The following is a 24,084-nucleotide window of genomic DNA, read 5'->3' on the forward strand; positions in this document are numbered from 1 at the left end:
ACCCGCTGGAATATCTAAAGGATGTGATGGACCGCCTGCCCACGCAGCCGTACAGCAGGATCAATGAATTGCTGCCGCACAACTGGAAACCAGCGAACTAATCAAGACGGGTTTGCTGGGGGCTTACTATCTTTCCTGCTTTCCCTTTGTTTCTTTTGGAATTGAAGTTGAATTGTCTTTCTGGTTGTTGGTCTCGTCTTGTGTGTTTGCTATTTTTGATTTTCCCATTGGCTTCACATGCGCTTGAAGAGGGCTCTCGTCATCAGCAGCTTAATGCTCATTTCCAGCAAACACTTGCCAAACGAATACCGCACCTTGAGTCCAGATTGCATGCACTACTTTCAGCCGCATCGAATGATGAGGAGAAAGCGTGGTTAATCTACCGGTGGGTTACCTACCATTTTAAACATGATGCTCGGCTTGCCCGTCGAATTGGAGACCCCTCCCAGTACCCACTTGAAACGCTTCACAAGCTAGGCGGCGGTAGTTGTGCTGTGTATGCCAATGTCACACATCGTTTGATGAATATGGCAGGCCTTGAGGTCAAGACCATTTACGGATTGGTGAAAGGTGGGCCGGCAACCGCGATGCGGATGGGGAAACCAGTCAATCACGTTTGGAATGCTGTCAAAATAAATGGTGTCTGGAATGTTGTGGACTCTACCTGGGGGGCTGGTTATGTAGGTCAACAAGGATTCCGTTCGGAGCACAGTGATCTGTTCTTTCTTCTGCCGCCAGAAAAAGCAATGCTAAGCCATTATGACCAAGCAGATGAACTGGGTTATCAGCAGGTATTTTCCCTTGATCAAACGCTGTTTTCCAAGCTGCCGGAGGATGCCTTGTACGCAGCGGCTGTGGGCATGGATCCCCAACTGATACTCGACGCAGCGCGCAGAGCTTCCCGCTTGATTCTTGTGTCTACTTTTGATTCCACACCTGGGGTGTTGCGAGTGATGTCCGCACCTGTGAACGGTGTGCTTGAACGGATAAAACAGCATTTTGTGATTGAATCCGCGGTTTTCGAAGAAATGATGCTGGTTCAAGGCAGGTCATGGTTGCCACTAAAGAAGAGTGGCAAGGTCTATTCATTGACTGTGGTGCCAGATCAAGGGGAATTGCTTTTGATGGGGCGTCGCCCAAAGCAGCATGAGTTTGAGGCTTTATTGGGTTACCGAGTGAAATAAGTCAGTCGCTTCCCAGGAAATCGTGCGTAATTGCCAACCAGGCTTTGACGCCGAGCGGCAGTATTTTGTCGTTGAAATCATAGGTGGGGTTGTGCAATGTACATGGGCCAATGCCATGGCCATGCGTGCGGTGGCCGCCGTCGCCGTTGCCGATCCACAGGTAGGCGCCGGGTTTGTGCTGCAGCATGAATGCGAAATCTTCTGCGCCCATTGTGGGCGGAAGACTGGAATGCACCGTCGAGACCTCGGGCACTTTATTTAACGCGTTTTTCGCCAGTTCAGCCATGTCGGCTGAATTGATTGTGGGTGGGTATTTGCGTTCAAATGTCATTTCCGCAGAAGCACCAAAAGCTGCACAAAGGTCTGTGCTGATTTTTCTCATGTGCTGTTCAATCAAGTCCAGCGTTTCAATGCTGAACGTACGTACGGTGCCCTGCAAGATTGCATGGTCAGGTATGACATTGATTGCTTCGCCTGCCTTAATTTGCGTGACAGACAACACTGCGGGATCAACCGGCTTGCATGTGCGGCTGATGATAGTTTGAAATGCGAGGATAAGTTGTGCGGCGATTACCACTGGATCGACGCCGAGATCAGGCATGGCGGCATGCGCACCTTTGGCTTGAATTTTCACTGAAAACTCATTGCTCGAGGCCATAACCGCGCCAGAGTGCGCTGCAAACTCTCCTTCTTTCAGCCCCGGCCAATTGTGCATGGCAAACACCGCATCAACAGGATATCGATCAAAAAGACCATCGTCGATCATGCGCTGGGCGCCGGCTCCGCCTTCTTCTGCCGGTTGAAAAATGAGGGCAACGCTGCCCTTGAAGTTTGTGTTTTCGGCGATTTCCTGAGCTGCGCCCAACAGCATGGCCACGTGGCCATCATGACCGCAGGCATGCATTTTCCCGGGATGACGCGACGCATGCGGAAATTGGTTACGTTCTTGAATGGGTAGCGCGTCCATGTCAGCACGCAGACCAACCATTTTTCCTGATCCCAGCTTGCCGTGTATCAGGCCGACAACGCCTGTTTGACCAACGCCTGTCGCTACTTCATAACCCAGTTCAATAAGGCGTTTCGCGACGATCTCTGCAGTACGGTTTTCTTCGTAACGCAATTCGGGATGGGCGTGGATGTCTCGACGGGTATTTACCCAGGATTCAATTTTGCTCGGATTCACAACAAACTTCGCTGTTTTGGTACAGGCAATAAGAATCGCAGGTTTTTTCCATCGTGGCAATCACCGTGCTTTACTATGGGTGTTCTTCAAAGTAGGTTTGGTGCGAATGATTCTGCGGCGTGCATTTTTGGGGTTGGCGTTGGGGTGTGCGTTTTTATTGGGCGCTTGCAGCACCGGAGCCTATTTTTGGCAGGCGACTGCGGGGCATTTGAGTGTTTTGGCGGCTGCGGAAAACATTGACGAGGTCTTGTCCAGACCAGATGTTCCGGAGAAGCTGCGTACCCAATTGCAGTATGTGCAAGAGATTCGGGGGTTTTCTGTCGACAATCTTGGGCTTCCCGATAATCGCAGCTACAGGACTTACGCTGATTTGAATCGTGCGTATGCCGTGTGGAATGTGGTTGCCTCTCAGCCAGACAGTTTGACTCTGGAGACCTGGTGTTTTCCTTTGATCGGCTGTATTTCTTACAAGGGGTTTTACTCGGAATCCGATGCAGTCGAACTGGCAAGTGTTCTGCGCGAGCAAGGTCTGGATGTTGCGGTTTTGGGTGTGCCGGCCTATTCAACCTTGGGCTTTACGCCAGACCCTGTTCTCAATACTTTCGTGAATTATCCTGCGGGTGAGTTGGCCCGGCTGGTGTTTCATGAGCTTGCACACCAGGTGGTTTACATTGCCAATGACACGATGTTCAACGAGAGTTTTGCGACTGCTGTGGAGGAATTGGGTGTGAATGCATGGCTCGCCCAGCCGGGCCGAGAGACCCTGAAATTGCAATATGACACGTTCGACTCACGCAGAAATGCCTTTAGACAGATGTTGGCGCAAACCCGCAATGACCTGGAGCAGATTTATCGGAATAGTGAGGGCAAGGACAAACAGCAGGTGTTGATTTTGAAGCAAAAGCGTTTCGATCAGTTGCATGCTGATTATGCCCAGTTGAAAGCATCCTGGGGCGGCTGGAGTGGTTATGACCGGTTTATGGCCGAGGATTTAAACAATGCGAAGTTGGGTGTGTCTGGCCTGTACACGCAATATGTGCCTGCGTTTAAAGCGTTGCATATTCTGTGTGGTCAAAGTTTCGGGCGATTTTATGAGGCAACAGGGGCCTTGGGTGATTTACCCCTTGAGCAACGTGAAAAACTGCTGAATGAGCTAGAGCGTGGTCTTCCTTTGTCCTACGGTTTCCAGTGTTCATGAAGACAGGGCGAGCCCGTTTTCCAAGACGGGTCGACCGTCTTCGAAGACCAGAAATGACTGGGGTGTAAAAGGTGTCCACACTTCATCGTTGGTGAGTGCGGCGGTTGCAATAACGGCAACCCGGTCGTTTTGTGTGGTCACGGCCCCAAAGTCGACTTGAATGTCGCAGTCAACCAAATGTGCGGCCTTGAATGGATGTGCGCGGACAATGTATTCAAGTTTGGTTGAGCAGTGCGTGTACATGGCGTGGCCATTGGATAACAGCATATTGAATGTACCGTGCTTTGAAATTTGAGCACACACGGGGCGAAGCACTGCATCTATTTCGGCAACGCTGGGGCGATTCTCTGCCGTGCGATAGCCGAATTCATTCTTCAGGGTTTGCAGCAATAGGCAGAAGGCGAGTTCGCTGTCAGTTTCTCCCATGGGCAAAAAGTCGCCCTGTAGCGTTGGGTTGAATTCTTTTAAGTCGCCGTTGTGAGCGAATACCCAGGCCTGTCCCCAAAGTTCGCGAATGAATGGATGGCAGTTTTGCAGCTTGACCTGTCCGACGGTTGCCTTGCGAATATGGGATATGACGTTGTAGGAGCGAATCGGGTAGTTCCGGATTAATTCTGCGACTGGCGAATCGAAGGCGGGGCGATGATCAATAAAGCATCTCGCGGCAGAGCCTTCAAAAAATGCGATTCCCCAGCCGTCGGCATGCTCATCCGTCAGACCGCCGCGTTTGGCAAAGCCTTCGAATGAAAATTGGATGTCGGTTGGCGTGTTGCAGTTCATGCCGAGCAATTGACACATGGTTTAATTGGTAAATTGTTGATTAATTAATTTTTATTTTAAGAGACTTTTCATGTCTGAGAAGGATGATTTTTACAAAGACCTTTTAACAGAGGTTTTTAATGTTGGAGTTTTGGCTGCTCAGCCTGAACAGGCCTTGCAAGAGGCCTGGCAAGAACAGATCAGGCCTTGGTTAAGTCAGTTGGCGCCAGAGCGGGAGCGCGTCTGGGTATTTGGCGCGGGAAAGGCGGCTGCATCCATGGCCAAAGCGCTTGAAGGTGTGGCTGGTTCTTCGGAAAAACTACAGGGGTTTGTCGTAACCCGACGTGGTCATGAAGTAAAAACTTCGACCATTGAAGTGGTGCAGGCTGCGCACCCAGTGCCGGATGAAGATGGGCAGCGGGCTGCGCGACGATTGCACAAAGCAATTTCGGAAGTGCCTTCCAGCGATGCCGTGATCGCTCTGGTCTCGGGGGGTGGTTCCAGTTTGTTGAGCGTGCCCGTGCGTGACATTCCTTTTGTCGATTTGCAGCAGTTGAACCGTGCCTTGTTGGCATGCGGAGCGCCGATTGATGAGATGAATATTGTTCGAAAACACGTGACGCAAACGCTGGGTGGTCAGTTGGCTCAGGTTTGCCGTGCGCCGGTATTTCAGTTGTTGATATCCGATGTTCCGGGAGATGATCCCTCATCGATCGCGTCGGGTCCCTTCAGTCCCGATGAGAGTACTTTTCATGACGCAATCGAGGTAATCAAGCGTTGGGCAGTGCAGGTGCCTCATTCCATCACAAAGTACCTGGAGAAAGGGTTGAGGGAGGCGGTGCCAGACACGCCAAAACGAAGCTCGCTGGTTTTTCGTAAAGTGAAAACACACTTGCTGGCCAGCAATTTGAAGTCACTGAATGCGGTGACTCATCATCTTGAAGGAAAAGGGTACAAAGTGCTGAACCTTGGGGATACCCTGGAGGGGGAGGCTCGAGATGTAGCGCAGGTACATGCAGCCATTGCCAGGCAGGCTGCGACGGGTCAAGGTGGTTGGCCTGCAGCGCCGCTGGCTATTATCAGTGGTGGCGAGTGTACGGTAACCCTGAATGACACCCAGTTGAGGCAGGCTCGAGGTGGTCGTAATTCTGAGTTTTTGTTGGCTTTGGCTTTTTACCTTCGTGACTTGAATTCAACAGTTGACGTTGCCGCAATTGCCGCAGACACCGATGGTATCGATGGAATTGGTGGCCATGCCGGCGCATTGATGTTGCCTGGTGATCAACAGCGCAGCAAGGCTGCCAAGCTTGCACCGCAGTTGCATTTGGACCAGCACACCAGTTACGACTATTTCAAGCGACTGGATCGCTTGTTGACGACCGGGCCAACAATGACCAATGTGAATGATTTGAGGATTATCTTGATCGGCAAGCCCTGAGAAATTTAGAACAATCCGCGTGAGGTAAAATACAAAAACGTTGTCAACTTTCACCGCCCTCTCATGATTCAGACCATTCAGATTGCCCCGCCCGATGACTGGCATTTGCACCTTCGCGACGGGGAGGCCCTTGAACATGTGGTTGCGGCCACTGCGCTGAATTTCCGACGCGCGATTGTCATGCCCAATTTGAAGCCGCCGGTTACCACGGTGGACCAAGCCGTAGCCTATCGCCAGAGAATTCTTGATGCTGTGGAAAAGGCCTGCCTGACCGGCGACTATAGCGTTCAGGACCAAGACGTCATGCGCCAGTTTGAACCACTGATGGTGCTTTATCTGACTGGCGCCACCAGCCCGCAGGAAATTGAGAAGGCTGCGGGCAGTGGGGTGGTCAAGGCCGTGAAGTTGTACCCAGCCGGGGCTACAACGAATTCAGAAGCGGGTGTGTCGGACCTGTTGGGTCAGTGTGGTGCTGTGTTGCAGGCGATGGAACTTCATGGTTTGCCTTTGTTGGTCCACGGCGAGGTGACGGACACCAACGTGGATGTGTTTGATCGTGAGGCTGCATTTGTTGAAACAGTCATGAGGCCTTTGCGTCGACAGTTTCCTAATTTGCGGGTGGTCTTTGAACACATCACCACAGAGCAGGCGGCTACCTTTGTGACAGAGAATTCAGGGCGTGACGCGCAAGGCAGGTTGCTTCTTGCAGCAACCATTACACCGCAACACTTGCTGTACAACCGCAACGCTTTATTCAAGGGGGGGTTGCAGCCACATTGGTACTGTTTGCCCGTGTTGAAGCGTGAGGTGCATCGCAAGGCCTTGCTGAGCGCAGCGACAAGTGGTTTGCCCCAGTTTTTTTTAGGAACAGACAGTGCACCACATGCCAAGCATTTGAAAGAAATGTCTTGCGGTTGCGCGGGCTGTTATTCAGCACCTTATGCAATGGCCATGTACGCAGAGGCGTTTGAACAGGTTGGTGCGTTGGAGAACAGCGAACTGTTCGAAAAATTTTGTAGTTTGAATGGTCCGGCATTTTACGGTCTGCCTGTGAACGAGGGGGCGTTTGAACTGCAACGCAAGCCGTTTGAAGTGCCTCAGAGGCTGCCGTTTCTGACCGAAAGCGGCATTGTGCCCTTGAGGGCCGGCGAGGTGCTTGACTGGACAGTCACGCGACTTCGATGAGTGTGGTGGAAACTTCGAGTGTCAGCCCGTGGCTTTGGCCTTACGGTGGGGACAGTGCCAGTTTCTGTTTTCACATCGATCGAGAGGGTGATGTTTCGCGTCTTTTGAATCATCAACGGGATCGGTCTGTTCATGCGCTTCCCCGATTTCAGCACTCAACAGATAATTTGGGGGCGCTTGAATATGAGCGGTTTGTTCAAAGCGGTGAAATTCCTACGCGGGATCTTTCCCATGACTGGTACAACGGTCAAGTGTGGTTGGCTTTTCCCCAAGTAAAGCAGCTGATCAATTCACGTCACATTGAAGACGCCAATTGCTTTGAAAATATTGCGGTGGACCTCTCTGCAAATGGTCGAAGCCGTTTGCGGGATGCCCTGACTTTGTTTGACGAAAGTGGTGCACTTTTTTTGACCACGGAGTTTTCGCTGTGCAATGCCCTGGTGAACCACGATTGGAAAACTTTGCTGCTTGATCAGCGAGAGAAATGGCACGCTCGCGCCAAGGTGCTTTTGCTGGGGCACGGTTTGCTTGACTCCATGCACAAGGCTCACAAAGGTTTGTGTGCCAAGGTGATACCGGTCCAGGTGCCCTCACTCGATTTAAGTTCGGCTGAGTTGCAAAGATTGGTGTTGTTGGTGGTTGAGCAACTTCGTGGCCCGGGCAATTTGAGTCCTTTGCCGGTGATGGGTGTGCCTGGTTGGTTTCAGGATTCCGATGTGCCCGGCTTTTATGAAGACCCGACTGTTTATCGCGCGAAGCCAACACGTCAGGTTTCTTCATCTCATGAAAGATTGGCTTTTGTTTGGGATGGGTCTACACTTGCTCTCGGAAAGTGCGTCGGACAGTCGCTGCCTGAATTTCAGGGAGAGGAAAGTCCGGACTCCAGTGAGCACGGTGCTGGTTAACGACCAGGCGTTATAGGTTTTGGCAACAAGACTGAAAGCGACGGAAAGTGCAACAGAAAACACACCGCCGATGGAAAGGTAACTTTCACAGGCAAGGGCGAACCGGAGGTGTAAGAGACCCCCGCAGACTTGGCGACAAGGCTGGCTAGGTAAACCCCACTTGGAGCAACACCAAATAGGCGCGCAGGCGCTTTATGCGCCAACGGCGCTCCCCGAGCGCGCGGGTAGGTGGCTTGAGCTGAGCAGCAATGTTCAGCCTAGAGGAATGATTGTCACTTTGGCTGCAAGGCCATTGAACAGAATCCGGCTTACAGGCGCGCTTTCTACTTCCCTTCATCAAGATTTAATCCCTCGATATTTCTTAAGACATTACTTTCAGTGTTGTCTTTATGCCCTTATTTTTTCAGCTGTTTTTTTCTAATTAATTTCTTCAAAGTGCTTCTAAGTCCTTGGTTGCAAAGCGTTTTCTCGAGAGAACTGCTTGACCACCCATTTCATAATGCGTAAAGTGGTGATTCGTGGGGATTTGTGTGACTTTGTGGGAAATTAATTCACGTGTATCAAGGCAGTTCTTCCTTATCCATGGATGCAAAAGGGCGCATGAATGTGCCACAGAAGCATCGTGATGCGCTGCAAACGCAGTGCGAGGGAGCCTTGACGCTTACAAAACACCCCAACGGCTGTTTGTTGATGTTTCCGCGTCCGATTTGGGAGCAGCATCGAGAAAAAATTGCCGCTTGGCCCATGTCTGCCCGTCCTTGGCAACGTATTTTTCTGGGCTTCGCCACCGATGTTGAAGTCGATTCAGCAGGCCGCATTCTCGTGTCGCCAGAATTGCGTGAAGCCGCTTCACTGAGCAAGGAAGTGATGTTGTTGGGAATGGGTAGTCACTTCGAGATCTGGGATTCCACGTTGTTGAAGGTGGAAGAGGAAAAGGCAATTGCTGCTGGCATGCCTGAATCACTGAACGAATTCAGTTTCTGAAGGTGGGTATCGATGAACACATCCCCGTGCTTCTTCAGCCCACGGTTGAGGCGCTGTTGCACAAGCCTGATGGAGTCTATCTGGATTGCACCTTCGGGCGAGGCGGGCACAGCCGCGCTTTGCTTGATCGCCTTTCTGACAGGGGGCGGCTCATCGCCCTTGATCGGGATCCCCAGGCGGTACAAGCCATGAGTGAAATCAAAGACTCTCGTTTTCAAGGTGTTCGCAGCGCGTTTGCTGATCTTGAGTTGGCGCTTGATTCGCTTGGTGTTGATCAGGTGGACGGGGTGTTGATGGACATCGGCGTGTCGTCACCCCAAATTGATCAAGCCGAGCGGGGATTCAGCTTCCGTAGAGATGGTCCGTTGGACATGCGCATGGATCCGCAGACTGGAGAGTCAGCGGCCGATTTTCTTGCTCGGGCTGATGCCCGGGAAATCAAAGAGGTGATAAAGAATTATGGGGAAGAACGGTTTGCTGTTCAGATTGCAACAGCGATTGTTGCTCGCCGCGCGGAGCGGTCGATCACTACAACACTCGACCTTGCCCAGATCGTGGCAGGGGCAGTTCGCACGCGGGAGCCGGGCCAGGACCCTGCAACGCGCACCTTTCAGGCTTTACGGATTCACGTCAACCAGGAGCTTGCGCAGCTCGAACAAGGTTTAACTGCGGCATTCAAGCGATTGAAGGTGGGGGGTAGGCTGGCGGTGATCAGTTTCCACTCGCTGGAAGATCGAATTGCCAAACAGTTCATTGAGAAGCTGGCGAATCCAAAGTCGCAGCAGGACGCACGGCTGCGGAAATTGCCATTGCCTGAGCCCACGCCATTGATGAAAAAGCTGGATCGGATCAAGCCCACCAAAGAAGAGTGTGAGTTGAATCCTCGTTCGCGTTCGTCGGTATTGCGTGTGGCTGAGAAGTTGGCTGAGTTGGCGGATCGTGTTCCTGTCGGAGGCAAAGCATGGGGCGCTTGAATATTCTGTTGCTGACTTTGGTTATTTTTTGCGCCATGTTGGTGGTTGAGCAGCAGCATGCTGCACGCACCTTGTTTGTGGCACTGGGTCAGGAGCAACAGGCTGAGCACCAGATTGAAGTTGCCTTCTCGCGTTTGCAATTGCAGCAAGTGGCACTGGCCAAAGGTGAACGTGTTGACGAAGTTGCACGAACGCGCCTGAATATGAGTCCGCCTGCACCCGGGTCTGTTGTGTTCATGCAGCTGGAGGGGGGCTTTCAACGTGAGTAAAGCTGTCCGTTTCGGTGGGTCAGAACTATTGGAGATGCGATTGCCAGCCTGGCGATCGCGTTTTGTTTTGGTGTGCATCTTTCTGGCATTTGGTGGATTGATTGCGCGCGCAGCCTACCTGCAAATCATGTCGAACGACTTTTTGCAGGAGCAGGGTGCGAAGCGACTTGAGCGCACCTTGCCGCTACAAGCCAATCGAGGAAGTTTGCTGGATCGAAACATGGTGGTGTTGGCGCAAAGCGTTCCAGCCCAAGCTGTGTGGTATGACGGCCGCCGAATTGGTGACGCGAAAGATGAGAGTTTGCGTAAACTGGCTGCGGTATTGGGTTTGAAGCCCGATCGAATGATTGCTCAGATGCGCAAAGACAGCAAGCGCGCGTTCGTTTACCTGGATCGGCAAGTGGATTCCGATGTTGCAGCGAAAGCCAAAGCCCTGAAAATTCCGGGCTTGGGATTTGTGACTGAAAGCAAGCGTTATTACCCGCAGGGCGAGACCATGGCCCACTTGGTGGGCTTCACCAGCATTGAAGACAAAGGTCAGGAGGGTGTTGAACTTGCGTTCAATGATCGGCTGACAGGTGAAGATGGCGAGCGAAATGTGTTGCGTGATCGTTTGGGCAATGTGATTGAAGATATCCGCGAATTGCGCCCTCCCGTCAATGGACAGGATTTGGTCTTGTCTGTGGATGCGGATGTGCAGTACATCGTGTTGTCTGAATTGAAAAAAGCAGTGGAGCAACACAAGGCGAAGGCTGCTGCTGCAGTGGTGCTGGATGCAAAAACCGGCGAGTTGCTGGCCATGGCCAATATTCCCACGTACGACCCCAACAACAGGGGGCAGTTGCATGGGGAAAAATTGCGTAATCGGGTCTTCACTGACATGTTTGAGCCAGGCTCCACTCTGAAGCCTTTTGGCGTGGCGCTCGCAATGGATCAGGGAAAGGTAAAGGCGAGTACAAAAATTGACACTGGCAATGGACGCATGTCGATCGGGCCGGCAACGATTAATGACACCAAGCCGCACGGTGTTATCACTGTTGAAGAAATCATTCAGAAATCCAGCAACGTAGGTACATCCAAAATTGTGCTTGAGCTGGAGAGAAAAGATCTGTGGGACTTTTTTAATCTGCTTGGATTTGGGCAGACTCCATCCATTGCGTTTCCTGGGGCCGTGGCTGGCCGTGTACGCCCCTGGAACAAATGGCGACCCATTGAGCAGGCCACCATGTCATACGGGCACGGTATTTCCGTGTCCTTGATTCAGTTGGCGCAGTCCTACACCATTTTTGCAAACAAGGGGAATTTCGTTCCGGCCTCGTTGATCAAGCGTGGGCCGCAAGATCCTGTGCTGTCTCATCGTGTGGTTGATGCGAAAGTGGCCGATAGCATGTTGCACATGCTGGAGCTTGCCTCTGGCCCCGAGGGCACGGCCCCCAAGGCGCAGGTGCAAGGCTACCGCGTGGCGGGTAAAACAGGCACCGCACACAAACAAGAGGGCGGTCGTTACGTTAACAAGTATGTGTCCTCGTATGTTGGCTTGGCGCCGGTTTCTGATCCGCGCGTGATCGTGGCCATTATGGTGGATGAGCCCAAGGGCGGCGTGTATTACGGTGGCCTTGTTGCTGCACCGGTTTTCTCGGTGATTACGAAAAGCGTGCTGACGCGTTTGAATGTGCAGCCAGATGCGATTGAGTCAACAGAACAATTGCGCAAGTTTGTTGCTGCGCCAAGCGCAGCAGGGAGTCGCTTATGATCAGCGCCTACCTGCATTCAGTGTCAGAAGTCTTGGCTGAGCTTCATGAGCGTGGATTTTATGCAGATTGCTCGGGCTTGGTGACAGACCATCGTCGTTTGACTGGGCCTCGCGATGTCTTTCTCGCGGTGCCAGGCGAAAAATTTGACCCGCGCAATTTGGCCGATGATTTGTTGCTTGAGCAGCGTTGCGGTTTGGTGTTGGTTGATTACGATGATCAGCGAGCTTATCAAAGCGCCAGTGTGTTGCCCGTGTTGCACCTGAAAACAATGCTGGCTGACCTGGCTTTTGGTTATTACGAAACCCCCAGTGATGCCATGACGATTATTGCGGCGACTGGCACCAACGGGAAAACGACGGTAACCCGTTGGCTGGCACAAGCCTTGGGCCGTCTGGGTAAAAAGGCGGCAGTAATCGGCACGTTGGGATATGGCGAGCCTGATCACTTGAAAGCGCACACGGGCCTAACCACACCTGACGTGGTCGGTGTTCATCATTTGCTCCATGAATTGCGTCGAGAAGGTTTTGATACCGTTTGCATTGAAGCTTCATCGATTGGGCTCGAACAGCGACGGTTGGCGTGTGTAAGTATTGATGTGGCGCTATTTACCAATTTGTCGCAGGATCACCTGGATTACCACGGCGATATGGCGGCTTACGGTCGCTCCAAAATGATTCTTGCCAGTTGGCCGACTCTACGATTGGCTGTGGTCAATTCAGATGATTCTTTCGGCCGGGAATTTCTCGCGAATGTTCAGGGGCGAAATATTGATTGCACCGCTGTGGGGCATGCGGATTCCGCCGAGTGTCAGATCTTGAATGTTGCCCACCAAGAGAAGGGGCAGCGCATTGAGTTGAAATTCAATGGCGTTAGTACCCAGATTGATACACCAATCATTGGTGAATTTAATGCCGACAACATGGCCTTGGTGTTCGCCACATTGGTGCGACTTGGCTACGATGCAAGCCAGGTGAAAGATGCTTTGAGCGTGGTAACACCCGCGCCTGGACGCATGCAGCATATTGAAGGTCGACCTGCGGTGGTGGTTGACTACGCGCACACGCCGGACGCTTTGGAAAAAACACTGTTGGCGCTTCGTCCCTTTGTCAACAAGCGGAAGGGTAAGCTTTGGGTGGTATTCGGTTGCGGTGGCGATCGTGACCGCAGCAAGCGTTCTTTGATGGGTGCTGTGGCCGCAGCCAATGCCGATTCAGTGGTGCTGACCTCGGACAATCCGCGCAGTGAAAAACCAGAAAGTATTCTTCAGGAAATTTGTGCGGGTATTGCGCAAGCGGAAATGGGCAAAGTTCATGTTGAGGCAGATCGGCCTGTAGCGATTGAGTTTGCAATTCGCAACGCCAATGCGCAAGACGTGGTTTTGTTGGCAGGCAAAGGGCACGAAAGTACTCAAACGATTGGCACACAGGTTATTGCGCATTCCGATGCGCAGTGCGCTTCGGCTGTGCTTGGCAAGCGAGGTGCCCATGCTTGAGCTGAATTGGGCTTTTGAACACGTTGCGGCTGCTTTGAGTAGCCAGTTGACTCAGCCTGCACCCGCGGTGCAGGGCGTTGTTCGATTGATTCAAACTGACAGTCGCCAGGTTGCCAAAGGTGATCTGTTCGTGTGTCTGATTGGTGAGCGATTCGATGCTCATGATTTCGCAGCACAAGTGATAGCGTCGGGCGCGGCTGCGCTAGTAACAAGCCGCGTACTTGATTTGCCGATTGCCCAGTTTGTGGTCAGCGATACACGCCTTGCCTTGGGTGCCTTGGCGAGCGCATGGAGAAGGCAATTTGAATTGAAAGTGTTGGCCGTGGTGGGCAGCAACGGGAAGACAACCAGCAAGGAAATGTTGGGCAGTATTTGTAAGGCGCAGTGTGGTGAAGAGCAGGTGTTGGTGACTGCTGGCAATTTGAATAATGAAATTGGCGTGCCGCAAACCTTATTGAAATTACGACGCCATCATCAAATGGCCGTGATTGAAATGGGTATGAATCATCCAGGCGAGATTGCTTATCTTTCGAGCCTGGTGAAGCCTGATGTCGTGTTGTTGACGAATGCGCAGCGTGAACATCAGGAGTTTATGAAAACCGTGCTGGCTGTGGCCCAAGAAAACGGTAGTGCATTTACCCACCTGTCGCCGGAAGGTTGTGCTGTGTTTCCGGTGAGCAACGAGTTCGATGACTGTTGGCAAGCGCAGTCAACCGGTAAAAGCGTTTTGCGTTTCGGACATGACGCTGATTTTGAATTGTTGCCCGCAGTCAGTGGCAATGACCAATCTTCTGCCGTGCTGAAAGTGCTAGACAAATTTCTTGAGCTGCGGCCCGGTTTTATCGGTGAGCACAATTTTGCAAATGCAGCAGGAGCCGCTGCTGCTGCCCATGCGGCTGGCTGCTCCACTGACGCCATACAAGCGGGTTTGAATTCATTTCAGCCGGTGAGCGGACGCTTGCAGATTGCATTGAACAGCCCCTCGCTTCTACTGATTAATGACAGCTACAACGCCAATCCCGATTCTGTGAATGCAGCCAGCAAGGTGCTCAGCCAGCAGGCAGGAAATACTCTGCTGGTGCTGGGTGATATGGGCGAGGTAGGCAATCAGTCGGATGAATACCATGCCGAAGTGGGTCTCTTTGCAAAACAGGCAGGTGTAAAGCGATTGTACGGATTGGGCGAAGCGACTGTGCACTCTGTGTCTGCGTTTGGTGACGGCGCGGTGCATTTTAAAAACATAGAAACCTTGATAGAAAACACAATGAATACAACAAAGCAAGGTCATTGGTCTGTGCTGGTCAAAGGCTCCCGTTTCATGAAAATGGAGCGTGTTGTTCAAGCGCTGGTTCAACATCACTCCGGGGAGGCTAACCATGCTTCTTGAACTTACCCAGTGGCTTGCGCAAGATATTCGCGCATTTGGTGTTTTCAATTACCTGACCTTGCGTGCCGTGTTGGCATGCGCCACCGCGTTGTTGGTGGGTTTGGTGGCTGGGCCGATGGTGATACGAAAGCTGACTCAGTACAAAATTGGGCAGTCAGTGCGTGACGATGGTCCGCAAACACATTTGGCCAAAGCAGGCACGCCAACCATGGGGGGGGCGCTGGTGCTGATCGGTATCGGTATCTCAACTTTGTTGTGGGCAGACCTCTCAAACCGCTTTGTGTGGGTGGTCATGTTAGTGACCTTCGGTTTTGGCTGGATTGGTTGGGTGGATGACTACCGCAAGGTGGTCTACCGCAACCCCAAGGGTTTGCCTGCAAAATGGAAATACTTTTGGCAAAGTGTAGTCGGCCTGATTTGTGCGTTTTATCTGGCATTCGCGGTGTCTGCCCAAAGCGGACAAGAGGTGCTGGATATTTTTGTAGCCTGGGTTGAAAGCGGCTTCTCCATGCATTTGCCAAACAATGCAGACCTGATTGTTCCTTTCTTCAAATCCATCAGTTACCCATTGGGTGTTTGGGGATTCATTGCACTGACCTACTTTGTCATCGTGGGCACCAGCAATGCCGTGAATTTGACCGACGGTTTGGACGGCCTGGCGATCATGCCAACTGTAATGGTCGCCTCTGCTTTGGCAATTTTTGCTTATGTAGCCGGTAACGCGGTTTACTCAAAATACCTGCTACTTCCTTACATTCCCGGCGCTGGCGAACTGGCGGTATTTCTCGCCGCCATAGCCGGGGCTGGTTTGGCTTTTCTTTGGTTCAATGCATACCCCGCTCAGGTTTTCATGGGCGATGTCGGGGCACTCGCACTGGGTGGCGCCTTGGGGACAGTGGCTGTCATTGTTCGTCAGGAAGTGGTGTTGTTCATTATGGGTGGTGTGTTCGTGGCTGAAACTCTTTCGGTCATGATCCAGGTGCTTTACTTCAAATACAGCGGCGGGAAACGGGTATTCCGAATGGCGCCACTGCATCACCACTATGAACTCAGTGGCTGGAAAGAAACCCAGGTTGTCGTGAGGTTCTGGATTATCACGATGATTCTTGTACTGATTGGTTTGTCGACTTTGAAACTACGTTGAAATTGAGTTGGAATAAATGAATTTGCTTCTTGATCAGTCGGTTTTGCAAGTCGGGCTCGGAGAGTCGGGCTTGGCTTGCGCGCGCTGGGCGCTTGCGCAAGGTGCCCGGCTGACCGTCATTGACACGCGAGAAACACCCCCTGGCTTGCAGGAGCTGCAAACCATGCAGTCCGATGTGCAAGTATTTAATTCTGTTGCGGATTTGAACTGGGACTTTAATCGTGTGGTGGTGTCGCCAGGCTTGCCGCCTTCTCACCCATTGATGGTGGCTGTTCTCGCGCAGGCTGAATTGCATGGCACGGTTGTAGATTCTGAACTTGATCTGTTTGCTGATGCGCTGGAGGCCTTGCAACAAGAGCGGGGCTACAAGCCGCAGGTAGTGGGTATTACAGGGACAAACGGTAAAACCACCACCACGCGGATGGTTGAGTGTTTGGCGCAATTTGCTGGGAAAAAAGCGGTGGCTGCCGGCAACATCAGCCCGGCTGCCATGGATGCTTTGCGTGAACAATTGGAAGCAAACGATTTACCCGATGTGTGGGTACTCGAGTTATCAAGTTTCCAGTTGCATTGGACAAAGCGTTTGATGTTTGACGCATCGACGGTGCTCAATATTTCGCAAGATCATCTTGACTGGCATCCTGACATGCAGGAATACGCCGAGGACAAATTCAGGATTTTCTCGGCTGGTGGCGTGTGTGTGCTGAATCGCGATGATGCGTTGGTAGCCAGCGCCACATTGCCTGCTGGTACACAAGCAATCACTTTTGGAACGAGTGCGCCTGTTCATGCCAACGATTTTGGCTTGATTCGGGAAGGCGGTATGTTGTGGTTGACCCAGTTGGTGGGCGATCAGGAAACCCCGGTATCTAACCGGCGCAGGAAGCAAGAGGAGGTTGAGCCCAGCCAAAAGCTGTTGATGCCGACCGAAGCGCTTCAGGTTGTTGGTTTGCACAATGCGGGCAACGCACTGGCTGCCTTGGCACTGTGCCAGGGGTTGGGCATGCCCATGGCCAAACTGTTGCATGGTTTGCGCAGCTATCAGGGCGAGCCGCACCGTGTTCAACACGTGGTTCAGATCAATGGCGTTGATTATTTTGACGACAGCAAAGGCACCAATGTGGGTGCCACCGTGGCAGCATTGAATGGACTTGCCAAATCCACGGTATTGATCGCAGGGGGCGACGGCAAAGGGCAGGACTTTTCGCCGTTGATACAACCCGTGGCCAATTATTGCAAACATGTCGTGTTGATCGGAAAAGACGCCGACAACATCTTGAACGCGCTTGCAGCCGCGCAAGTGCCCTGTGAAAAAGCAAGCACTCTGGAACAGGCTGTTGAGCTGGCAGCCAGCAAGGCAAGAGAAGGCGATTGCGTTCTGCTGAGTCCCGCCTGTGCAAGCCTGGATATGTTCAAGAATTATGTGCACCGTGCCGAGGTGTTTGTGGATGCTGTTCGAGCCATTGCGGCTGACAGGGGGCAACCATGCTAGGCAAGTGGGGCAAGAAAGACCAGAACAGCATGCAATTCAAAAGCCTGATTCCTGCCACGGCTGCGGGCGGTGGCATGTCGTCTTCGTCCATGTATCGGGTCAATCGTGGGTTCGCAGTATCCCAGGCTATTGATCAAGGATTGATCTGGGCTGTGTTGGCCTTGTTGTTTCTCGGCCTCGTGATGGTGTATTCAGCCACGGTGGCTTTGCCTGATTCCAACAAATACGCCAATTATCAAACCACTCACTTCTTGGTTCGACATGCCGTGTCGATTGCCGTCGCGTTTGCAGCGGCGTTCTGTGTATTTCAAATTCCGATGAAAACCTGGCAAGATCTGGCGCCACTGGTCTTTCTGTGCTGCATCGCATTGCTGGTACTCGTGTTGATTCCAGGCATTGGCAAGGAAGTGAATGGTGCAAGGCGTTGGCTGTCGTTGTATGTACTGAATATTCAGCCCTCTGAATTGATGAAAATGTGCGCGATTATTTACGCAGCCGATTACACCGTGCGCAAGCAGGCTTACATGCAGCGTTTTGGAAAGGTGTTGTTTCCCATGTTCATGGCCATGTTCCTGGTGGGCATGCTGCTCTTGCTTGAGCCTGACATGGGCGCCTTCATTGTGATTGTTACGGTGGTATTTGGAATTTTGTTTTTGGGGGGCATTAACGCCCGCGTATTTTTTGGCGTCCTCTTTGCCCTGAGTGGCGCATTCGCCATGTTGATTGCATTCAGCGATTATCGTCGTGCGCGTTTGTTGGCCTACCTCGATCCCTGGGAAGGCGACAACGCCTTGAATAAAGCGTATCAACTGTCGCACTCCCTCATTGCGTTCGGGCGGGGTGAAGTGCTTGGAGTCGGGCTGGGAGGCAGTGTGGAAAAACTGCATTATCTGCCAGAGGCACACACCGATTTTCTGCTCGCAGTGATCGGTGAAGAACTCGGATTTGTAGGTGTGACAATCGTCATTCTGCTGTTTATGTACATCGTTAAGCGATGCTTCGCGGTGGGTGCCCAAGCGATCGCACTGGAGCGCACGTTCTCTGGCTTGGTGGCCAAGGGTGTGGGTATCTGGATTGCTGTTCAGTGCTTTATCAATATGGGCGTGAACTTGGGCGTACTGCCGACCAAGGGATTGACATTGCCATTGATGAGTTACGGCGGTTCTGCAATCTTGGTGACCTGTGCGTCCCTGGCTCTTGTGCTTCGAATTGATCATGAAAACCGAACCATGATGCGGGGAGGTGCCGCATGAGCAAGGCGCAGAGATTGGCATTGATTGCTGCAGGTGGAACTGGTGGTCATATTTTTCCTGGCTTGAGTGTGGCTTCCGAATTGAAGGCGCGCGGCTGGCAGGTTCAGTGGGCTGGAAACCCCCAGGCCATGGAAGGTCGACTGGTGCCTGCGCACGGTGTTGAATTGAACACCTTGGTGTTCTCCGGCTTTCGCGGCAAGGGGCTTTTGCAACAGGTGTTGATGCCGCTGAAACTGCTCCGTGCTTTCTGGACTTCCGTGCAAATCCTTCGTCGAACCAAGCCGTCTGTGGTGTTGGGCATGGGCGGATACGTGGCCTTTCCACTGGGTATGATGGCCAGCCTGTTCAATATTCCATTGGTGGTGCATGAGCAGAACTCGGTGGCAGGCCTGACCAACAAAGTGTTGGCGAAACTGGCAGACCGCAATCTGGTTGCCTTTCCCTATGCCTTGCCCAACTCGAACTGGGTGGGTAACCCAGTGCGCGAAATGATCTACAGCCAGCCCGAGCCAGCTGCGCGTTTTAAGGGGCGCACAGGCCCACTTAAATTATTGGTGCTGGGTGGAAGTTTGGGCGCGCAAGCCTTGAACGATGTTGTACCCAAGGCCTTGGCTTTGCTGCCTGCTGATAATCGGCCCGAGGTGGTACACCAAGCCGGTGAAAAGAATTTACCCGCCTTGCGCGACAACTACGAGAAAGCCGGTGTGACTGCTCAGCAAGTTGCTTTTATTGATGATGTTGCAGGTGCCATGGCCCATGCGGATGTGGTTATTTGCAGGGCCGGTGCCATGACCGTGGCTGAAGTGGCTGCCATTGGTGTTGCTGCCCTGTTTGTTCCTTTTCCGCACGCGGTGGATGATCACCAAACGCACAATGCAGGTTTTCTGGTGAAAGAAAACGCCGCATGGTTGCGCCAGCAACATGAACTGGATGCCACCTGGCTGGCCAACTGGATGCAGCAAACCAGCCGGGGCGACTGCCAGGCGCAAGCGGAGCGAGCAAGGGCTCTTGCCAAACCACAAGCCACTCAAGAAGTGGCGGATTACATTGAACAGGTTGCGAAGGTATGAAACACAAAGTCAAACACGTGCACTTTGTTGGTATTGGCGGTTCTGGCATGAGCGGAATTGCCGAGGTATTGATCAACCTTGGATACAAGGTCAGTGGTTCAGATTTGTCCGATTCAGCCGTCACTCAACGACTGGCCAAATTGGGTGCCAAGGTATTCACCGGGCATGAACGCGAAAACATTGCTGGTGCAGATGCAGTAGTTACCTCTACAGCCGTGGGCGGCAGCAACCCGGAAGTATTGGCCGCGCGCGCCGCGCGAGTGCCTGTAGTACCCCGGGCCGTGATGCTGGCGGAATTGATGCGCTTGAAACAGGGCATTGCTGTTGCAGGAACGCACGGTAAAACCACCACCACCAGTTTGGTGGCCAGTATTTTGGCTGAAGGCAAGCTTGACCCCACCTTTGTGATTGGTGGGCGTTTGAACTCGGCGGGTGCCAATGCCAAATTGGGTACAGGCGAATTCATGGTGGTTGAAGCCGACGAATCGGATGCCTCGTTTTTGAACTTGATGCCTGTGATCGCAGTGATTACCAACATTGATGCCGACCACATGGAAACCTATGGGCACGACTTCGCACGTCTGAAGCAAGCCTTCGTCGAGTTCACTCGGCGTTTGCCTTTTTATGGTGTGGCGGCGGTGTGTGTCGACGACCCTTGCGTACGCGAAATCATGCCGTTTGTCTCCAAGACCATCGTGACTTATGGGCTGTCGGAGCAGGCGCAAATTCGGGCGGTGAATGTACAAGCCTGCCAAGGGCAAATGAAGTTTACGGTGCTACGTGAAGATGAGGCGCCGCTCGACATTACATTGAATTTGCCTGGCGACCACAACGTGCGCAATTCGCTCGCTGCAATCGCTGTGGCCACGGAAATTGGTGTTTCCGATGAAGCAATTGTCGCTGCCCTGGAAAAATTCAATGGGGTTGGCCGTCGCTTTCAGCATTACGGCGAAGTGGCCGCCAAAGAGGGAGGCCACTTCCTGATGGTCGACGACTATGGTCATCACCCCGTTGAAATGGCTGCTACACTCGCGGCCGCGCGTGGTGCCTACCCTGACAAGCGCTTGGTGCTTGCCTTCCAGCCTCACCGATACACACGTACTCGCGATTGTTTCGAGGACTTCGTAAAAGTGTTGGGCACACCCGACCTCGTGATTTTGTCCGAGGTTTATTCCGCCGGTGAAGCACCGATTGTTGCTGCAGATGGTCGATCACTGGCCCGTGCCGTGCGTGTAGCCGGACGAACTGAACCCGTATTTGTAGAAGACATGAATGAGATGGAAAGTACGATTTTGAATATTGCCCGAGATGGCGATTTGGTGATCACCATGGGCGCTGGCTCAATCGGCGCCTTGCCCAGCCGTTTGGTGGCCAACGCTCAAGGAGGCAAACCATGAGTGCTCGCGTGGATGCAAAAAGCCTGGGGAAAGTCGTGGTGCTGTTTGGGGGCCGCTCGGCTGAACGGGAAGTGTCGCTGAAGTCGGGCAGCATGGTGTTGGCCGCCTTGCAGCGCAACGGCGTCGATGCGCATGGTTTTGACCCTGCTGAACGCAGCATGGTGGAACTGGCGCAGGGTGGATTTGATCGCGCGGTGATTTCCCTGCACGGCCGTTTCGGTGAAGACGGCACAATTCAAGGCGTGCTGGAGTGGTTGAACATTCCATACACCGGTAGTGGTGTCACTGCATCGGCTTTGTCCATGGACAAAATCCTGACCAAAGCAGCATGGATCAGCCAAGGCTTGGCTACACCTGATTACGTTCGCCTTGAGCCTGGCTTCAATGTGAATGAAGTGGTGCAACGCTTGGGCTTGCCCTTGATTGTAAAACCAGCGCAGGAAGGTTCAACCCTGGGTTTGACCAAAGTAAAAACAGCAGATCAACTTCAAGCCGCCTTTGAGCTGGCTTACAAGTACGACCCGAATGTGCTTGCCGAGAAGTTTGTGAGCGGGCAAGAGTTGACCGTTCCTGTGATGGGCGAAGGTGCTGGTGCGCATGCGCTACCCGTGATTCGCATTCAGGCCCCCGATGGCAACTACGACTACCACAACAAATACATTGGCAACGAAACCAAGTATTTCTGTCCGAGTGGGCTGGATGCCGCTTTTGAATTGGAAGTACAAGCCCTTTGTGTAAAGGCATACCAAGTGTTGGGCTGTGCAGGCTGGGGCCGTGCAGATGTATTGGTTGATGAAAGTGGAAAGCCTTGGTTGCTTGAGATGAATACATCGCCAGGCATGACGGACCACTCACTGGTGCCCATGAGCGCACGAGCCAGCGGTGTGGAGTACGACGATCTTGTGATGCAAATTGCCGCCAGTGCGCGATTGAAAGCATCTGGATTGAACGTGGGGGGTACACGCTAAATGCTGGGCGCCATCTGGAACGACGACAAACTCATGAGCATTATTGCCGGGCTGTTCTCAGCGCTGGCTTTGGTGTTGCTGGGCTACGCGTGTATTCAGTGGTTAATACAGCGCCCGGTATTCGAGCTAAAGCGCGTCGAGTTGATGGGTGACGTAGAGCGCGTGAACTTGATCGGATTCAAGGCCAATGTGTTGCCGAAAATTGAAGGTACTTTTTTCTCGGCCAATTTACAAAAAGTGCGTGAACAAGTCGAGGCTCAGCCATGGGTTCGCAAGGCAGTTGTGCAGCGTACCTGGCCCAGTGGTTTGCGCATACAAATTCAAGGCCACACGCCACTTGCTTTGTGGGGTGAAACACGACTGGTCAACACCTATGGTGAAGTGTTCTCCGCCAACCTGGCCGAGGTGGCGGAAGACCAGCAGCTGGCTGTGTTGAATGGGCCTGCAGGTAGCGAATTACTCGTCTCCAAAATGTATGTGTCAAGTATCGAAAAACTGAAAACGTTGGGCATGTGGCCTTCACGTGTGGAGTTATCCGATCGTTATGCCTGGTCAATAGAAACCGACACTGGCATCACCATCGAACTGGGGCGAGCCCAAGAGAATTTCAGCATTGAACAGAAATTGGATCGACTGCTGGCGGTTTATCCAAAAATTACAAGCCAGGTGATGGCCGCAGTGGAAAGAATCGATCTGCGCTATCCAAGGGGTGTTGCAGTAAAGGGCGAGCGTTTGGCGGTTTCAAAACCCGCAGGCGCTTCAAGCGTGAAATTGAACTGAATTTGAAATACTGAAACTAGGCACCATGAACAAAGAGCCAAAAGATTTGATAGTTGGGCTAGACATTGGCACTGCGAAAGTTGTCGCCATGGTTGCGGAGCTGTTGCCAGATGGCCGCTTCGAAGTCATTGGCGTGGCGCAACATGAATCGCGGGGATTGAAAAAAGGCGTAGTGGTCAACATTGAGTCCACAGTGCATTCCATTCAACAGGCTTTGGAAGAAGCCGAGTTGATGGCCGACTGCAAAATTAAAACCGTGCTCACAGGCATTGCAGGCAGCCACATTCGCAGCTTCAATTCCTCAGGCATGGTTGCGATTAAAGAACGCGAAGTAACCCAAGCCGATGTGGCGCGCGTCATTGAAACAGCCAAGGCCGTGAACATTCCGACTGATCAGCAAATTCTGCATGTGCTGCCGCAAGAATTTATTGTGGACGGTCAGGAAGATGTACGCGAGCCACTGGGCATGAGTGGTGTGCGTTTGGAAACCCGCGTACACATTGTGACGGGGGCAGTGTCTGCTGCACAAAACATCGTGAAGTGTGTTCGCCGCTGTGGTCTTGAAGTGCAAGACCTGATGCTGCAGCCGCTGGCCTCCAGCATGGCTGTGTTGACCGAAGATGAAAAAGAATTGGGTGTGGTGCTGATTGATATTGGCGGCGGCACCACCGACATCGCGGTGTTCACTGGCGGCGCAATTCGCCACACGGCGGTCATTCCAATTGCGGGCGATCAAATCACCAATGACATTGCAATGGCACTGCGCACACCCACACCCGATGCAGAAGAAATCAAGATTCGCCATGGTGTGGCCAAGCAAGTGCTGGCCGACCCACACGCCAAAATTGATGTACCCGGTATTGGCGAGCGTGATCCACGAACTTTGTCCAAACAAGCGCTGGCTGCTGTCATCGAACCGCGTCTTGAAGAGTTGTTCTTGATGGTGCAGCAAGTGTTGCGTGAATCGGGTTACGAAGAGTTGTTGTCCTCTGGTGTTGTGTTGACCGGTGGCACCAGTTTGATGCCTGGTATTGCAGAACTTGGTGAAGATATTTTCATGAAGCCCGTGCGTATTGGCGTGCCCGATTACGCAGGTGGTTTGGCTGACATGGTTCGTACACCACGTTTTGCAACAGCCATGGGTTTGCTCCACGAGGCACGCGCGCAGCATTTGCGTGGTCGCCGTGTGGCGTCACAAGGCGGTGGCTTGAAGCAGACAGTACAGAAAATGAAAGAGTGGTTTTTAGGTAATTTTTAATCGTAGTTTT

The 24,084-nt window shown here is 52.6% G+C and carries 21 protein-coding genes, 1 other RNA gene and 1 pseudogene; 21 read left to right on the top strand and 2 right to left on the bottom strand.

Features of this window, described 5'->3' with window-relative positions; all coding sequences use genetic code 11:
* A partial coding sequence (locus FRIGORI9N_RS13970) for a transposase domain-containing protein (protein ID WP_159569577.1) occupies positions 1-101 on the top strand: 101 nt, incomplete at its 5' end.
* Positions 102-206: 105 nt separating this feature from the next.
* Positions 207-1,184 carry a transglutaminase domain-containing protein gene (locus FRIGORI9N_RS13975; protein ID WP_159572448.1) on the top strand — a complete coding sequence of 326 codons (978 nt, stop codon included), beginning with the start codon at positions 207-209 and terminating at the stop codon, positions 1,182-1,184.
* Between the two features lies 1 nt (position 1,185).
* Here FRIGORI9N_RS13975 and FRIGORI9N_RS13980 read toward each other — a convergent pair whose 3' ends face one another.
* Positions 1,186-2,367: a M20 aminoacylase family protein gene (locus tag FRIGORI9N_RS13980; RefSeq protein ID WP_159572450.1), complete on the bottom strand. Its 1,182-nt coding sequence runs from the start codon at positions 2,365-2,367 to the stop codon at positions 1,186-1,188.
* A 106-nt stretch (positions 2,368-2,473) separates the two neighbouring features.
* On the opposite strand from FRIGORI9N_RS13980, the gene FRIGORI9N_RS13985 reads away from it, so the two are divergent.
* Entirely contained in the window at positions 2,474-3,565 is a 1,092-nt protein-coding gene (locus FRIGORI9N_RS13985; protein WP_159572452.1) for an aminopeptidase, read from the top strand.
* Here FRIGORI9N_RS13985 and FRIGORI9N_RS13990 read toward each other — a convergent pair.
* Entirely contained in the window at positions 3,560-4,363 is an 804-nt protein-coding gene (locus FRIGORI9N_RS13990; protein ID WP_159572454.1) for a class II glutamine amidotransferase, read from the bottom strand. The genes FRIGORI9N_RS13985 and FRIGORI9N_RS13990 overlap by 6 nt on opposite strands.
* Positions 4,364-4,415: 52 nt before the next feature.
* Between FRIGORI9N_RS13990 and FRIGORI9N_RS13995 the strand changes: the two genes are divergently transcribed.
* The 18 genes and pseudogenes from FRIGORI9N_RS13995 (at position 4,416) to ftsA (ending at position 24,074) form a co-directional block, all read left to right on the top strand.
* Positions 4,416-5,762, top strand: coding sequence for a glycerate kinase (locus tag FRIGORI9N_RS13995; RefSeq protein WP_159572456.1), 1,347 nt, complete (start codon positions 4,416-4,418; stop codon positions 5,760-5,762).
* Positions 5,763-5,825: 63 nt separating this feature from the next.
* On the top strand, positions 5,826-6,947 hold the full coding sequence (pyrC, locus tag FRIGORI9N_RS14000; protein WP_159572458.1) for a dihydroorotase: 1,122 nt from the start codon (positions 5,826-5,828) through the stop codon (positions 6,945-6,947).
* Positions 6,944-7,693, top strand: a pseudogene (locus tag FRIGORI9N_RS15600) (DUF3025 domain-containing protein); the annotation flags it as partial. The gene pyrC and the pseudogene FRIGORI9N_RS15600, both read left to right, overlap by 4 nt.
* Positions 7,694-7,776: 83 nt before the next feature.
* An RNA gene (gene rnpB, locus FRIGORI9N_RS14010) (RNase P RNA component class A) lies at positions 7,777-8,179 on the top strand.
* 228 nt (positions 8,180-8,407) lie between these two features.
* The gene (gene mraZ, locus FRIGORI9N_RS14015; protein WP_159572460.1) at positions 8,408-8,836 is read left to right on the top strand and encodes a division/cell wall cluster transcriptional repressor MraZ; all 429 of its coding nucleotides are present in this window, start codon (positions 8,408-8,410) and stop codon (positions 8,834-8,836) included.
* A 2-nt stretch (positions 8,837-8,838) separates the two neighbouring features.
* Positions 8,839-9,810 (top strand): 16S rRNA (cytosine(1402)-N(4))-methyltransferase RsmH, encoded by a 972-nt coding sequence (gene rsmH / locus FRIGORI9N_RS14020; RefSeq protein WP_159572462.1) that lies wholly within the window; start codon positions 8,839-8,841, stop codon positions 9,808-9,810.
* The gene (gene ftsL / locus FRIGORI9N_RS14025) at positions 9,798-10,079 is read left to right on the top strand and encodes a cell division protein FtsL (protein ID WP_159572464.1); all 282 of its coding nucleotides are present in this window, start codon (positions 9,798-9,800) and stop codon (positions 10,077-10,079) included. Before rsmH ends, ftsL begins: the two co-directional genes overlap by 13 nt.
* Before the next feature lie 34 nt (positions 10,080-10,113).
* Positions 10,114-11,832 (top strand): penicillin-binding protein 2, encoded by a 1,719-nt coding sequence (locus tag FRIGORI9N_RS14030; RefSeq protein ID WP_236550927.1) that lies wholly within the window; start codon positions 10,114-10,116, stop codon positions 11,830-11,832.
* Positions 11,829-13,325, top strand: coding sequence for a UDP-N-acetylmuramoyl-L-alanyl-D-glutamate--2,6-diaminopimelate ligase (locus tag FRIGORI9N_RS14035; protein WP_159572468.1), 1,497 nt, complete (start codon positions 11,829-11,831; stop codon positions 13,323-13,325). The genes FRIGORI9N_RS14030 and FRIGORI9N_RS14035 overlap by 4 nt, the downstream gene beginning before the upstream one ends.
* The gene (gene murF / locus FRIGORI9N_RS14040) at positions 13,318-14,712 is read left to right on the top strand and encodes a UDP-N-acetylmuramoyl-tripeptide--D-alanyl-D-alanine ligase (RefSeq protein WP_159572470.1); all 1,395 of its coding nucleotides are present in this window, start codon (positions 13,318-13,320) and stop codon (positions 14,710-14,712) included. Before FRIGORI9N_RS14035 ends, murF begins: the two co-directional genes overlap by 8 nt.
* Positions 14,702-15,856, top strand: coding sequence for a phospho-N-acetylmuramoyl-pentapeptide-transferase (mraY, locus tag FRIGORI9N_RS14045; protein WP_008250398.1), 1,155 nt, complete (start codon positions 14,702-14,704; stop codon positions 15,854-15,856). The genes murF and mraY overlap by 11 nt, the downstream gene beginning before the upstream one ends.
* A 16-nt stretch (positions 15,857-15,872) precedes the next feature.
* Positions 15,873-17,348 carry a UDP-N-acetylmuramoyl-L-alanine--D-glutamate ligase gene (murD, locus tag FRIGORI9N_RS14050; RefSeq protein ID WP_159572472.1) on the top strand — a complete coding sequence of 492 codons (1,476 nt, stop codon included), beginning with the start codon at positions 15,873-15,875 and terminating at the stop codon, positions 17,346-17,348.
* Between the two features lie 29 nt (positions 17,349-17,377).
* Positions 17,378-18,601, top strand: coding sequence for a putative lipid II flippase FtsW (gene ftsW / locus FRIGORI9N_RS14055; protein WP_371717465.1), 1,224 nt, complete (start codon positions 17,378-17,380; stop codon positions 18,599-18,601).
* A complete protein-coding gene (gene murG / locus FRIGORI9N_RS14060; protein WP_159572476.1) occupies positions 18,598-19,671 on the top strand; it encodes an undecaprenyldiphospho-muramoylpentapeptide beta-N-acetylglucosaminyltransferase in 1,074 nt (357 codons plus the stop codon). Before ftsW ends, murG begins: the two co-directional genes overlap by 4 nt.
* The gene (murC, locus tag FRIGORI9N_RS14065; protein WP_159572477.1) at positions 19,668-21,068 is read left to right on the top strand and encodes a UDP-N-acetylmuramate--L-alanine ligase; all 1,401 of its coding nucleotides are present in this window, start codon (positions 19,668-19,670) and stop codon (positions 21,066-21,068) included. The genes murG and murC overlap by 4 nt, the downstream gene beginning before the upstream one ends.
* Complete coding sequence (locus tag FRIGORI9N_RS14070) at positions 21,065-22,036, top strand: D-alanine--D-alanine ligase (protein WP_159572478.1); 972 nt, start codon at positions 21,065-21,067, stop codon at positions 22,034-22,036. The genes murC and FRIGORI9N_RS14070 overlap by 4 nt, the downstream gene beginning before the upstream one ends.
* On the top strand, positions 22,037-22,816 hold the full coding sequence (locus FRIGORI9N_RS14075) for a cell division protein FtsQ/DivIB (protein ID WP_159572480.1): 780 nt from the start codon (positions 22,037-22,039) through the stop codon (positions 22,814-22,816).
* Between the two features lie 25 nt (positions 22,817-22,841).
* Positions 22,842-24,074 (top strand): cell division protein FtsA, encoded by a 1,233-nt coding sequence (gene ftsA / locus FRIGORI9N_RS14080; RefSeq protein WP_138519404.1) that lies wholly within the window; start codon positions 22,842-22,844, stop codon positions 24,072-24,074.
* The last annotated feature ends 10 nt before the right edge of the window (positions 24,075-24,084 follow it).

It is taken from the genome of Limnobacter sp. 130 (assembly GCF_902506325.1).
Taxonomy (GTDB): Bacteria; Pseudomonadota; Gammaproteobacteria; order Burkholderiales; family Burkholderiaceae_B; genus Limnobacter.

Bases quoted from the DNA above. Each gene is read 5' to 3' on its own strand.
- FRIGORI9N_RS14030 (WP_236550927.1), top strand. From the start codon at position 10,114: ATGCGATTGCCAGCCTGGCGATCGCGTTTTGTTTTGGTGTGCATCTTT.
- pyrC (WP_159572458.1), top strand. From the start codon at position 5,826: ATGATTCAGACCATTCAGATTGCCCCGCCCGATGACTGGCATTTGCAC.
- FRIGORI9N_RS14035 (WP_159572468.1), top strand. From the start codon at position 11,829: ATGATCAGCGCCTACCTGCATTCAGTGTCAGAAGTCTTGGCTGAGCTT.
- ftsL (WP_159572464.1), top strand. From the start codon at position 9,798: ATGGGGCGCTTGAATATTCTGTTGCTGACTTTGGTTATTTTTTGCGCC.
- FRIGORI9N_RS14075 (WP_159572480.1), top strand. From the start codon at position 22,037: ATGCTGGGCGCCATCTGGAACGACGACAAACTCATGAGCATTATTGCC.
- FRIGORI9N_RS14070 (WP_159572478.1), top strand. From the start codon at position 21,065: ATGAGTGCTCGCGTGGATGCAAAAAGCCTGGGGAAAGTCGTGGTGCTG.
- murG (WP_159572476.1), top strand. From the start codon at position 18,598: ATGAGCAAGGCGCAGAGATTGGCATTGATTGCTGCAGGTGGAACTGGT.
- murD (WP_159572472.1), top strand. From the start codon at position 15,873: ATGAATTTGCTTCTTGATCAGTCGGTTTTGCAAGTCGGGCTCGGAGAG.
- ftsW (WP_371717465.1), top strand. From the start codon at position 17,378: ATGCAATTCAAAAGCCTGATTCCTGCCACGGCTGCGGGCGGTGGCATG.
- ftsA (WP_138519404.1), top strand. From the start codon at position 22,842: ATGAACAAAGAGCCAAAAGATTTGATAGTTGGGCTAGACATTGGCACT.
- murC (WP_159572477.1), top strand. From the start codon at position 19,668: ATGAAACACAAAGTCAAACACGTGCACTTTGTTGGTATTGGCGGTTCT.
- FRIGORI9N_RS13990 (WP_159572454.1), bottom strand. From the start codon at position 4,363: ATGTGTCAATTGCTCGGCATGAACTGCAACACGCCAACCGACATCCAA.
- FRIGORI9N_RS13985 (WP_159572452.1), top strand. From the start codon at position 2,474: ATGATTCTGCGGCGTGCATTTTTGGGGTTGGCGTTGGGGTGTGCGTTT.
- FRIGORI9N_RS13995 (WP_159572456.1), top strand. From the start codon at position 4,416: ATGTCTGAGAAGGATGATTTTTACAAAGACCTTTTAACAGAGGTTTTT.
- mraY (WP_008250398.1), top strand. From the start codon at position 14,702: ATGCTTCTTGAACTTACCCAGTGGCTTGCGCAAGATATTCGCGCATTT.
- murF (WP_159572470.1), top strand. From the start codon at position 13,318: ATGCTTGAGCTGAATTGGGCTTTTGAACACGTTGCGGCTGCTTTGAGT.